Annotated in this window: 9 protein-coding genes and 2 pseudogenes; 2 read left to right on the forward strand and 9 right to left on the reverse strand. The window is 47.1% G+C overall.

All coding sequences use genetic code 11. The features are described 5' to 3' along the window. Positions 1–75: 75 nt before the first annotated feature. Positions 76–1320: pseudogene (locus N5E87_RS19825) on the reverse strand (type IV pilus secretin PilQ family protein); the annotation flags it as partial. Positions 1321–1426: 106 nt separating this feature from the next. On the opposite strand from N5E87_RS19825, the gene N5E87_RS19830 reads away from it, so the two are divergent. Continuing rightward, on the forward strand, positions 1427–2635 hold the full coding sequence (locus N5E87_RS19830) for an IS4-like element IS10A family transposase (protein ID WP_088585397.1): 1209 nt from the start codon (positions 1427–1429) through the stop codon (positions 2633–2635). A gap of 10 nt (positions 2636–2645) precedes the next feature. Here N5E87_RS19830 and N5E87_RS19835 read toward each other — a convergent pair. From N5E87_RS19835 to N5E87_RS19855, 5 genes and pseudogenes are all read right to left on the reverse strand, one after another. Next, positions 2646–3467, reverse strand: a pseudogene (locus N5E87_RS19835) (AMIN domain-containing protein); the annotation flags it as partial. A gap of 21 nt (positions 3468–3488) precedes the next feature. Continuing rightward, on the reverse strand, positions 3489–4004 hold the full coding sequence (locus tag N5E87_RS19840) for a pilus assembly protein PilP (protein ID WP_011718625.1): 516 nt from the start codon (positions 4002–4004) through the stop codon (positions 3489–3491). Further along, positions 4004–4630, reverse strand: a complete 627-nt coding sequence (locus N5E87_RS19845; RefSeq protein WP_086904090.1) for a type 4a pilus biogenesis protein PilO — start codon at positions 4628–4630, stop codon at positions 4004–4006. Before N5E87_RS19845 ends, N5E87_RS19840 begins: the two co-directional genes overlap by 1 nt. Beyond that, positions 4627–5211, reverse strand: coding sequence for a PilN domain-containing protein (locus N5E87_RS19850; RefSeq protein ID WP_086904089.1), 585 nt, complete (start codon positions 5209–5211; stop codon positions 4627–4629). The genes N5E87_RS19845 and N5E87_RS19850 overlap by 4 nt, the downstream gene beginning before the upstream one ends. Then, entirely contained in the window at positions 5199–6278 is a 1080-nt protein-coding gene (locus N5E87_RS19855; protein ID WP_086904088.1) for a pilus assembly protein PilM, read from the reverse strand. Before N5E87_RS19855 ends, N5E87_RS19850 begins: the two co-directional genes overlap by 13 nt. 191 nt (positions 6279–6469) lie before the next feature. Here N5E87_RS19855 and N5E87_RS19860 point away from each other — a divergent pair, with 191 nt between their 5' ends. Further along, on the forward strand, positions 6470–8989 hold the full coding sequence (locus N5E87_RS19860) for a PBP1A family penicillin-binding protein (RefSeq protein ID WP_279775789.1): 2520 nt from the start codon (positions 6470–6472) through the stop codon (positions 8987–8989). 61 nt (positions 8990–9050) lie between these two features. Here N5E87_RS19860 and argH read toward each other — a convergent pair whose 3' ends face one another. The 3 genes from argH to N5E87_RS19875 all read right to left on the reverse strand — a co-directional run bounded on the left by argH (position 9051) and on the right by N5E87_RS19875 (position 12691). Then, positions 9051–10418, reverse strand: a complete 1368-nt coding sequence (gene argH, locus N5E87_RS19865; protein ID WP_109287268.1) for an argininosuccinate lyase — start codon at positions 10416–10418, stop codon at positions 9051–9053. An 83-nt stretch (positions 10419–10501) separates the two neighbouring features. Next, complete coding sequence (locus N5E87_RS19870) at positions 10502–11725, reverse strand: argininosuccinate synthase (protein WP_086904085.1); 1224 nt, start codon at positions 11723–11725, stop codon at positions 10502–10504. A 60-nt stretch (positions 11726–11785) separates the two neighbouring features. Continuing rightward, the gene (locus N5E87_RS19875; RefSeq protein WP_011624429.1) at positions 11786–12691 is read right to left on the reverse strand and encodes an ornithine carbamoyltransferase; all 906 of its coding nucleotides are present in this window, start codon (positions 12689–12691) and stop codon (positions 11786–11788) included. Between the last annotated feature and the right edge of the window lie 6 nt (positions 12692–12697).

The following is a 12697-nucleotide window of genomic DNA, read 5'->3' on the forward strand; positions in this document are numbered from 1 at the left end:
TTATGATAAGAATTGTATTTCAGACACAATAAAGCCAGCAATGTATGCTGGCTTTATTCGACTCGTAACAAACGATTAGAGCTTCTCGTTCACAATTTTAGGCGTCACGAAAATCAACAGCTCTTGGCGCTCATTCTTGTCAGTAGTGTTACGGAATAAGAAGCCAACTAAAGGAATGTCACCCAAGATAGGCACCTTGCTCACGCGGCTGATTAAATTCTGCTGATAAATACCACCGAGTACAATGGTTTCCCCATTATCCACTAACACTTGCGTACCAATACGTTGAGTATCGATAGCGACTGCCGGACCTGTGGGAGTATCCACCGTTTTACCCTGAGAGTCTTGAGTGATTTCAAGATCCAGAATCACGCGGTTATCAGGGGTAATTTGTGGTGTCACTCTTAATGACAATACCGCCTTCTTAAAGGTCACCGACGTCGCGCCACTGGAAGTGGATTGTACATAAGGGATTTCCACACCCTGCTCGATATACGCCGCTTTTTGGTTAGAGGTGGTAATGCGAGGGCTCGCGATAATCTCACCTTTGTTTTCCTGCTCAAGCGCACTCAGCTCTAAATCTAAGATGGTGCCATCGGCAAGCTTTGCCACATGGAAAGCAATGCTGGTAGGGTTTGTCACCGCCGCAGGTAAATTCACGTTCAAACGGTTATCCAGTGTTGGCACAGTACCATTGGCAATGCTGCCTGCGCCTTCAAGGGTTCCTGACGTCCCTTTGCTACCCTGCTGATCAGTCACGCCCCAACGGATACCTAAATCTTCAGACACGTCGTCTTTTACAGTGACCATGCGAGATTCAATCAACACTTGGCGGATAGGAATATCGAGCACTTCAACCAAACGATGGATATTCTCGATGATTTCAGCGGTATCTTTCACTAACACTGTGTTGGTACGCTCATCGACGGCCACTGAACCACGTGGCGACAATAAACTAGAATCTGCCCCTTTGAGTAACTCGGCGATATCAGTCGCCTTGGCATAATTGATTTGCAAATACTCAGAGTAGAGTGGCGCAAGCTCTTTTACTTCCTGCTTATTCTTGAGGTTTTGGCTTTCGCGAATCGCCAGTTCTTCACTTGGCGCCACCATCAAAATATTACCTTCGATCCGCTTATCGAGTCCTTTGGTTTGCAGGATCAAATCCAATGCTTGATCCCAAGGCACATCATCGAGTCTTAAGGTGATATCACCCTCAACCGTGTCACTGGTGACTAAGTTGAAGTTGTTGTAGTCGGCAATAATCTGCAGCACAGTACGGACTGAAATATTCTGGAAATTTAACGAAAGGGTTTTACCCTGAAGAATCCCCTGATGATTTACAAATAAATCATCAAATTAGAGTGGAAGCGCATCTTGTTGCATGATCAAATGGTTTCGCTAAAAACTACACTTGGACAACAAGATGCGCGAAGCCAATATCCTACAACATTCTTTACACCAATACTGCCCAGAACTTCACCTAAAACGATTAAACAGCTTGATGCTGGCCTCTAAGGCACTGATTGAATGTAAGACACTGACCTTGACTGAGTTAGGTCGAAATTTACCAACCACGGCCCGAACCAAGCACAACATCAAGCGCATTGATCGTTTGCTCGGCAACACGCATCTGCATCAAGAACGGTTAGCTGTCTACCAATGGCATGCCCGCCTCATCTGTTCTGGTAACCCTATGCCGATTGTGCTCGTCGATTGGTCAGACATCCGAGAGCATAAACGCATCATGGCTCTGCGCGCCTCAATAGCCTTCAATGGCCGCTCTATTACCCTGTATGAGAAGTCCTATCCCCTATCAGAACAATGCTCTAAGGCCTCCCACAACGGTTTTTTAGCGGACTTAGCCAAGATTTTACCTTTGCATGTTACCCCTCTCATCGTGACTGACGCGGGGTTCAAAGTGCCTTGGTACAAAGAGGTTGAGGCGCATGGTTGGTTTTGGCTAAGCCGTATTCGCGGTACAGTTCAATTTGCAGATATTGGCGCTGAAAATTGGCGTGCAGTTCGCAGTACACATGACTTGGCCAACGGTCAAGCGAAGAGCCTGGGTTGTAAGACCTTGACCAAAACTAACCCTATCAATTGCCATCTCACGCTTTATCGTAGCAAACCTAAGGGGCGTACAAATCAGCGTTCAACGAGGACTAATTGCCACCATCCATCGGCAAAAACGTACTCAACATCGGCGAAAGAGCCTTGGGTGTTAGCCAGCAATTTACCACCAGAATCTCGGAGCCCAAAGCAGCTGGTAAACCTGTACGCCAAACGTATGCAAATAGAGGAAACCTTTCGTGACCTCAAAAGCCCGGCATACGGCTTTGGCTTACGCCAAAGTCGTACCAACAGTCCAGAGCGATTCGACATCATCCTACTGATAGCGTTGATGGTTCAATGCCTGTTGTGGCTAGTTGGTTTACACGCACAGCAACAGGGCTGGGATAAGCATTTTCAGGCCAATACCATTGGGCATCGAACGGTACTCTCAACGATTCGCTTGGGATTGGAGGTACTCAGGCGGCCTGATTATCAAATCACGGAGAAAGAATTGCTGGCGGCCTGGGTATTATTCGCCAATCAGTTGCTCAAATATGGCTATGCTATGGCTGATTTATGAGGGGATCCTTCAGGGTTTTACCGTTATATTTCTTTACCTCTTTGGTCGCCGCAGCGCGCTCTACTTTGTTAATTGAGAGCCTAAAGAGATTGTCTTCCTGTTTGTAATTGAACTCATAGTTACCCGAGACATCGACTAAAATCCGAGTCGTTAAATCGTCCTTAAAAGTTTCAAAATGCTTTACCGGTGTGGAGAAATCCTGCACGTCCATCACATATAACAAGTCACTGTTAATATCTGTGTTGTAAAGCTGAACCTCAAGCTTGGCACCAATTTGTTCAACGTTCGCGGCAACCGAGCGATTATTTAAATAGACTAATAAATCACCACCGCCATTTGCATTGCGACGAAAATCGATATTTTTAACGCTATTAACGAACGGATTATTAGCAGCTTGTGAGCCTGCAACTTCATCGTTAATCGTTAAACGATAAGAATTACCAACGACACTACCTTGATATGGCTTAACCTTAGATAAACCCAACGTCACCATTAAATGGGTATCTTGCTGCGCCGTCACTATGTCCTTCACACCGACTTGGTTAATCGGCAGACGATCCTTAGACAGGCCTGAAATACTGTCATCGAAGGTTAATACCAACTGAGCAGGAGAAGCATTAGAGTCAATTGTGGGTGCGCTAATCGCCCCCTCAAATACTAACTCGACTTCTAATTGATGATCGACAAGAGCATGGTATTTGACATCCATCAACCTATTTGCCGCAAAACTCGATGGCAAAAATCCAAATACTAATGCGATCCCAATAACAGACTTGGCTAAGCCTGAAGATAAAAACGATAACGGGATTTTTATCGCGGCAGAAGATTTCATTATTCCCTCATCCTTCGCTTGTTATTTTCCAGAAAGTTCGATGTTGTTTGTACGTTCAGACCAACAACCAGAACCATCCGGAATTAATTCTACAACTTCCACATTTTGAGAAGTCACTTTCGCTATATGTCCATTAAACAATCCAAGATATTCACCTACGCCCATCCGATATACACTGCCATCATTGGTCTCAATAAGCGCCCAAATCGAATTTCCTTCGCTTAAGGTGCCGCGCATTTTTAGATTGTCTAAAGCATAGGTTTCTAAACGGCCTTTACGACGTTTTAAATCCGGCTGTAAGCAGTTTTTGCTGGTATCAACCACTTCTTCCGTTAACTCTCGAGAAGGTGGGACAAAAGGGCTACGCATTAATTCGGCTTGATACGCAAAATGCTCAAACTTAGGTGGCTCTTTTAAGGGTGGAATATGCGCCACATGCTGTGCCTTGGTAGTAGTAACAAATAGCTCTAAATCACTACGATCGCCAACACAACCCATTAAAAAAAGACTTAATGCTAACAGAGGTAAGAGTTTCATTATTTCTTCCCCTTGTTATTGGCTGCATTTTCGGGAGGTAATTCTGCTCCCTCTTTAAAGCGATAGGTTTTGGCCAAGATATCCATGGCCAGATTACCGCTCTCGTCACGCTTTATCGTAAAATCGTGCAAGCTGACAATACGAGGCAGTTTAGCCACGCCGCTGACCATATTGCCGATTTGGTGATAATCACCTGTGACAGACATTTTTATCGGGAACTCAATATAGAAATCCCGTTGAATTTCAGGTTCCCAATTCAAGCTATTAATCCGTAATCCGGCGTCAGTGGCCACAAAAGTTAAGTCATCGAGCAGCCCTGGCATTTCATTCTCAGAGGGCAGCATTTTGAGTAGCTCGGCAAATTGCTCCTCCATCACAGCTAACTGTTCACGGTACAATTTAAGGTTAGCGGCAAGCTGATATTTGGTTTTAAAATCTTCTCTCAGCTGCTCTTCCTTTGTTTGCTCCGCGTTATACACATCGATAGCATCCGAAACCACGAGAAAATAACCCGCAGCGAAAACGCAAAGCGCCAATAGCACAGCGAAAAATACTTTAACTTGATTTGGCCAACCGCCGATGTTCTCAAAATCGATATCATTAAACTGACTTAGATCGAGCTTCATTTACTCGCTCCTTTTGCCGTTTTAATAGGCTCATCAGCCATGGCACCTTTAATACTCACTCTTAAGCTAAAGCGTTGTAATTGTCTTAGCTCATCATCTTGAGACACGATAGATTGCATATTGGGATCGGTTAACCATTCGGATGCCTTCACCTTACGCATCATGTTGGCCACGTTGTTGTTCGATTCACTGCGGCCTTCAATCAGTAATAAACTGCCTTTTTTCTCTAGACTAGATAGATATATTCCGGGCGGCACGATACGCACCAGCTCATCTAATACGTGTGTCGGCAAATTACGGGATTGCTGAAGGTTCAAAATGATCTCGGTACGACGCTCAATATCTTTTTTACGCTCGGTGATCTTTTTAATCTCGGCGATTTGCGCATCGAGTTGTTGAATTTCGGACTGTAAATAAGCATTCCGTCCGCGCTGTTCATCGGTCATCATGTCGAGTAAAGACAAGGCAACATAGACTAAAACTGCTGAGCCTAAAAATACCGCCGCTAATATTCCAATATAATCGCGCTTCTGCTTTTCTCTTGCTTCTTCACGCCAAGGAAGCAGGTTTATGTTCGCCATTGACCGTAGCTCCTCAGCGCTAAGCCACAAGCAACCATATATTTGCTAATGCTAGGTTGCAGTATATTTTTAACGGATTCATCCGCGTGCAGACACCCTTGGAAAGGATCAGCAATAATCGTGTGGACGCCTAACTCATTCGTTAATAAGTTAGCCATGCCTTCCAGTTTAGATGTTCCACCGCATAATACGAGATAATCGACTTTATCTTTACCACTCGACGTACAATAAATTTGCAGGGTTCGTTTAATTTGTTGCAGTAATTGCGTTTGGAAGGGAGATAGCACTTCGAACATATAATTACGTGGTAAATCGCCTTCAATTTTGGCTTTCTCAGCTTGTTCGTAGGACATGCCATAAAAAGACAGAATCGACTGAGTAAATAACTCACCGCCAAAGGCTTGCTCACGAATAAAGGTCGTTTCGCCCGACTCCACCACACTGAAGGTCGTCATGTTGGCGCCAATATCGACCATGGCCACCGCCTTCTGCCGAGCGCCTTCGGGTAACTGTCCTAGCACCAACTCAACGGCTCTGCCCAGAGCATAACCTTCCACATCAACAACTTTGGTTTCGAGCTCGACTTCATCGAGCGCATCGACTCTTGCATCAATATTGTCAGTGCGGCACGCGCTAAGCAGCACATCAACCTTAGAAGGATCGGTGCTGTTGACATTTAAGGTTTCAAAATCAATGCTAACTTCATCGAGGGAGTATGGGATCAGGTTATCGGCTTCAATCTCAATTTGCGCTTCCATTTCCTCCTCGCTCAGCGAGGCATCCATGTAGATAACCTTAGTCATCACCGCAGAACCTGAGACCGCAACCGCTGCATATTTAACCGACTTAGGCAAAATACGCTTAATCTGTTTGAGACATTCAACAACGGCATCGGCATCACGAATATCATGATCGTTAATAGCCCCCTTTTTTACGGGAACCGCTGCATGACTTAGTATTTTATATCCATCAGCAGTCTTACTCAGCAGAATAGCCTTTACTTCATGGGAACCAATATCAATCCCGACCATTTGCGGAGCCTGACGCTTCCATAAATTTGAAAGCATAGTCCGTTGTCACTTTATTATTTGTATTCAGTAGTAAAAGAGATTAGCACAAAATCAACCCGTTATACGTATTTGTATAGAATGTTTCAAGATTTTACAAACGCCATTTTAGGGACGTCACGTTTTTGCTTCACCCAAACGTGCGCGCCTTATATACTGTCGCACTTAACTGAACATTAGGATCAATTTAGGTGAAGTGGTTAAAACGTATTGTTATAGCTCTATTCAGTCTAGCCCTTTTGGGCGTGGGCGCCATTGTTGCAGCATACTTTTATGTTTTGCCGGATCTGCCGGATGTATCGACACTAAAAAATGTGCAATTACAAACACCTTTGCGCATTTACAGTAGCGATGGCAAGCTCATCTCTCAGTTTGGTGAGAAGCGCCGTATTCCGCTGAAACTCGAAGAAGTGCCTAAACCGCTGCTGCAAGCCTTCCTCGCCACCGAGGATGCACGCTTTTATGAGCATGGCGGCATCGATCCTGTTGGGGTAATGCGTGCCGCAATCGTCATGCTCACCACAGGCGAAAAGAAGCAAGGTGCGAGTACGATCACCATGCAGGTGGCGCGTAACTTCTTCCTGACCCGCGACAAGACCATTATTCGTAAAGTGAAGGAAATTTTTATTTCCTACCACATCGAGCAATTGTTAACTAAAGATGAGATTTTAGAGCTCTACGTTAACCGTATTTATTTAGGTCAGAGAGCCTATGGTGTCGGCGCGGCCGCTCAAGTGTATTTTGGTAAAAACGTTCAAGATCTGACGCTTTCCGAAATGAGCATGATCGCGGGTTTGCCTAAAGCACCGTCGACGCTAAACCCTATCACCTCCCCTTCACGTGCACTCGCTCGCCGCAACGTGGTATTGATGCGGATGAACGAAGTGGGTTACATCAGCAAGGCTGAATACCAAGCTGCAGTGCAAGAGCCGCTCGTCGCCAAATACCATGGCGCTGAAATCGACCTCTACGCCCCATATATCTCTGAAATGGCTCGGGATTACATGGTGCAAAAATACGGTGAAGAAGAAGCTTATACCAATGGCTACAACGTCTACACCACGATTTCATCAGAGCAGCAACTGCTAGCACAGCAAGCATTACGTAATAACGTCTATGCCTATGATGAGCGCCATGGTTACCGTGGTCCTGCGGCGGTTCTCTGGACCGACGCTAAGCCGGACGATGCACAAATCAAAGCCGAGCTCGCAAAAATTACGCCAGTGCAAGAGTTGCAGCCTGCTGCGGTATTAAACATCGATGGTCAGCAAGCTAGCGTGTTAACCGCCAAGGGCGAAACCAAAGTCATTAAGTGGGATGGCCTAAAATGGGCGCGTAAATTTATCACCGATAAACGCCAAGGCTCGGTGCCAAAATCGGCTTCGGATATGCTAAAAGTCGGTGAGCGCATTTGGATCCGCGATAACGGTCAGTACTTACAATTATCGCAAGTGCCAGAAGTGGCCAGTGCCACTGTTGCACTCGATCCTACAAATGGTGCTATCCGAACCTTAGTGGGTGGCTATAGCTTCAGCCAAAGCCAATACAACCGCGTGACGCAAGCGAAACGCCAATTAGGTTCGAATATTAAACCTTTCATCTATGCTGCGGCATTAGAGAAAGGCTTTACCCTCGCGACTCTGATTAACAACGCACCGATTAACAAACCCGATATTAGCCAAGGTACTGCGTGGCGTCCTAAAAACTCGCCCGATATCTATGGCGGTCCAACACGTCTGCGTGTGGGCTTAGCGCAATCGATCAACGTGATGTCAGTTCGCGCCATGCGCCATATTGGTTTAGATGCAGCCATCGCCGAGTTGACTAAGTTTGGCTTTGATCCTAACGACTTACCTCGTAACGAGTCGTTAGCCTTAGGTTCTCCTTCCGTCACCCCGTTGCAAGTAGCAACCGCTTTCAACGTGTTCGCGAACGGTGGCTTCTTGGTTGAACCTTACTATATCGAACGAGTAGAAGACTCCTTCGGTAATGTGATTGAGAAGGCAAATCCGACTTTGGCCTGTAAGCCTAACATCAGCTCTGTGCAGCCTAGCAGCGATCCAATGAGTTTTGGTGAGCCAACCACTCAAACCGATGAACCTGTTGCCCATTGCTTCGAGCAAACTGGCCGTTATGCTCCGCAAATTATCTCTGAACAAACGGCATTCCTGATCACCGAAGCGCTGAAGAGCGTGATCTGGGGTGGTGGCGATTGGAGTAAAGGCACTGGCTGGCAAGGTACAGCTTGGCGTGCTGCGCAGTTAATCAAGCGTCATGATATTGCAGGTAAAACGGGCACAACCAACGAATCACGCGATACTTGGTTCAGTGGTTTTGGTCCGACACTGACCAGCACCTTCTGGGTTGGGTTTGATGACCATGGTCGTCAGTTAGGCAGAACCGCATGGAACTCCAACGGTGAGAAGGATCAAATCACGGGTACTGAGGCGGGCGCTAAGACCGCAGGCCCAGGCTGGAACGAGTTTATGAATAACGTGCTGAAGGGCGTACCCGAAACCACAGCGATTCCGCCAGAAGGGATTGTCTCGGTGCGGATCGATCTGGCGACCGGCAAGTTGACTCGTAAGACTGACTACACTAGCGCATTTGAATACTTTATCTCGGGCACTGAACCTAAGGAATATATCAGTGAAAGCCAAGATGAAAACAACCTATTCATCGATGCGCCGACAGACGATTTGTTCCAATAGAATAAATCACCATAAAAAACGCGACCCTGGAGTCGCGTTTTTTTATTACTCGATTAAAGCATTAAACAACTTTCTTTGCCGCGATGGCTTGCTTCACCTGAGTCAACGCCGTGCCGCCGAGGACATCACGTTTTGCCAAACAGGCTTCGATAGTGAGGTTGGGATACACATCCGCCTCGATGATATCGGCAAAGGTTTTAAACTCAGCGAGAGAGAAGGCTTCTAACGGGATCTTCTTAGCGATCGCGGCAACGACAGCCACACCGACCACATGGTGCGCTTCGCGGAATGGCATGCCTTTAGACACCAGATAATCCGCCAATTCGGTCGCGTTGGCATAACCTTGCTGCGCGGCTAACAGCGCATTCGGGCGGTTAACGACTAAGCCAGATAACACTAATGCCGCCATATCCAAGCAGATTGCCCAGCTGTCGACCACATCGAACAAGCCTTCTTTGTCTTCCTGCATGTCTTTATTGTAGGCCAGAGGCAATGCCTTCATCGTGGTGAGAATACCCACTAAACTGCCGTACACACGGCCCGTTTTACCGCGGATCAGCTCCAGCGCATCGGGGTTTTTCTTTTGTGGCATTAACGATGAACCCGAGGTCACTTCATCACTTAATGAGATAAAACCCGCTTCACCCGAGTTGAAGAAAATCAAATCTTCGGCCATACGGCTTAAGTGCATCATGCTGATTGAAGCCGTAGAACATAGCTCAACTACATGGTCGCGGTCCGACACGCTGTCCAAGCTGTTTAAGGTTGGCGATGCAAAGTTCAGTGCCGCCGCCAGCGCATGTCTATCCATTTGATAGGCTGTGCCTGCCAAGGCGCCCGAACCAAGCGGACAGGTATTGGCGCGCTTTAAGGCATCGGTTAAGCGGCTAAGATCGCGCTCAATCATCTCCACATAGGCTAAGCACCAGTGGCCAAACGTGACTGGTTGAGCACGTTGCAGGTGAGTATACCCCGGCATGACAGCATCGAATTCACGCTCAGCAAGCGCGATAAGTTCGCTGCGTAAGGTTTGCAGGCGAGCCACTAATGCCGCACCTTCGGATTGGCACCAGAGCTTTAAATCGGTAGCGACTTGGTCGTTACGGCTACGGCCCGTATGGAGTTTTTTCCCCAGATCGCCGACTTTAGCGATCAACGCCGACTCCACGAAGCTGTGAATATCTTCCGCGCCCGATGCGAGAATAATCGCAGGATCGCCCTTCACTTCCACCAGCAGCTCATTTAGTGCTTTCTTCAAATCGCTGCATTCAGTGGCAGTGATAATGCCGACACTGGCAATCGCATCGGCCCAAGCGATAGAGCCGACCACATCCTGCTCAAACAAACGGTAATCCACAGGCAGTGAATCGTTGAATAATTTAAATAGCGCGCTGGTTTCGCCCTGAAATCTTCCACCCCATAAAGCCATGCTCAATCCCCTCGGTCACTGCTTTGAATACGTTAAAACTTAAGATATAAAAAAGGGCGCTAGGCGCCCTTTGAGTCTGCCTATTACTTAGCGTTGAGCGCGCGGATGCGGCTTGCTAACGAGTACAGACGGATAAAGCCTTCAGCGTGTTTCTGGTCATACACTTGATCTTCACCGAAGGTGGCAAATGCTTCTGAGTACAAGCTGTTTGGCGAACGCTTCTTAACGGCAATCGCGTGACCTTTGTAGAGTTTAACCACAACTTCACCGTTAACAGACTCGGCTAATGACTCAGATGCCGCCAGCAGCGACTTACACAGAGGTGTAAACCAACGACCGTCGTACACTAAGTGTGCCATTTGGGCACCCACTTGCTCACGCCAAGTACGGCTGGTTTTATCCAGCACTAACTCTTCAATCGCGCGCAGCGCAGCAAACATCACAGTGCCGCCTGGAGTTTCGTAGCAACCACGAGACTTCATGCCCACTAAACGGTTTTCGGTGATATCGATACGACCCACGCCATGTGGTGCAGCGATCGCATTCAGCTTCATCAGTGCAGCGTAAGGAGTTAATAGCTCACCGTTTACTTTAGTCACACGGCCATGTTCAACTTCGAGTGACACATATTCTGCTTGGTTTGGGGCATCTTCTGGATCGGCAGTCAGCGTCCACACACCTTTGCTTGGCTCGTTCCATGGATCTTCCAACTCGCCACCTTCGTGGGAAATGTGGAATGCGTTAGCATCACGGCTGTAGATCTTAGTCGCAGAAGCCGACGTCTTGATATTACGCTCAGCTAAGTAAGCCAGCAGATCTTCACGGCTCTGCATGGTCCATTCACGCCATGGTGCAATCACTTTTAAATCAGGTGCTAATGCCGCAAAGCAACCTTCAAAACGCACTTGGTCGTTACCCTTACCGGTACAACCGTGGCACAGGGCATCGGCCCCCACTTTACGAGCCACTTCAACCTGCGCCTTAGCGATGATTGGACGCGCCATTGAAGTACCTAACAAGTAAGTACCTTCATAGATTGCACCCGTTGCCATGGTTGGGTAGATGTAATCTTTAACGAATTCTTCTTTCAGATCGACGATATGACATTCCGATGCGCCAGAAGCTAATGCCTTTTCAGTCAGACCCACTAATTCTTCTTCACCCTGACCTACATCAGCGCAAAAGGCGATGATTTCACAGTTGTCGTAGGTTTCTTTTAACCAAGGAATAATGGCCGAAGTATCTAGACCACCCGAATAGGCTAAAACGACTTTTTTCACGCCAGTGTTTTTGTTCTCGATAGACATCTTAAATTCCTATAACTCGTTTCTCACCTTGGAGAAAGTAGGCTGCTAAACAGGGTTAAATTAACTAAATAGGGTTACCAGTACTGCGTTTTGGGCGTGCATCCGATTCTCTGCTTGTTGCAGGATCAAGGAACCTTCGCCATCCATCACTTCATCGGTCACTTCAACACCGCGGTGAGCGGGTAAGCAGTGCATAAAGAAGTGAGCACCCGCTTTCGCCATCAAGCCCTTATTGACCTGATAAGGTGCAAACTTATCCTTAATTTCCGCTAACGGTGTTGGATCACCCATGGAAATCCAAGTATCAGTATAGATAGCATCGTGACCTTCGATAGCACCAATATCTGAAGTCAGTACAACCTTGCCGCCATATCGGCTGGCAAGTTCTTGTACTTCGGCCACGACGTAGCCATCAGGAAAGTGACCCGCAGGGCAGATCACTGTCATGGTGGCACCGAGAATGGCCGCGCAATACATCAATGAATTCGTCACGTTATTACCGTCACCTACGTACGCTAACTTAACATCACTGATATTTTCAAAATGCTCGGCCAAAGTTAAGAAATCGGCCAGCGCTTGGCAGGGATGATATAAATCCGAAAGCGCATTTATCACAGGCACAGTGCCAAACTCGGCCAATTGTTCGATGGTCTTGTGGGAGAAAGTTCTCGCCACAATAGCATCGGCCCAACAGGACAGGTTAGAAGCAAAGTCAGCGACCGATTCCCGCTTACCTAAGGCACCATTTTGTTGGTCTAGGTATAAACAGTGGCCGCCGAGCTTGTTAATACCGATATCGAAGCTAACACGAGTACGCAGGGATGGCTTTTCAAATAACATCACCACACTCTTACCGTCCAGCGCATGACGATACTCAGCGGGATTCGCTTTAATCGTCTTGGCTAAGGTAATCAGATCCAGCAACTGTTGCTGGGTTAACTCTTTTATCGATAGTAAATGCTTCATAACCTA

The organism is Shewanella sp. GD03713 (assembly GCF_029843705.1).
Taxonomy (GTDB): Bacteria; Pseudomonadota; Gammaproteobacteria; order Enterobacterales; family Shewanellaceae; genus Shewanella.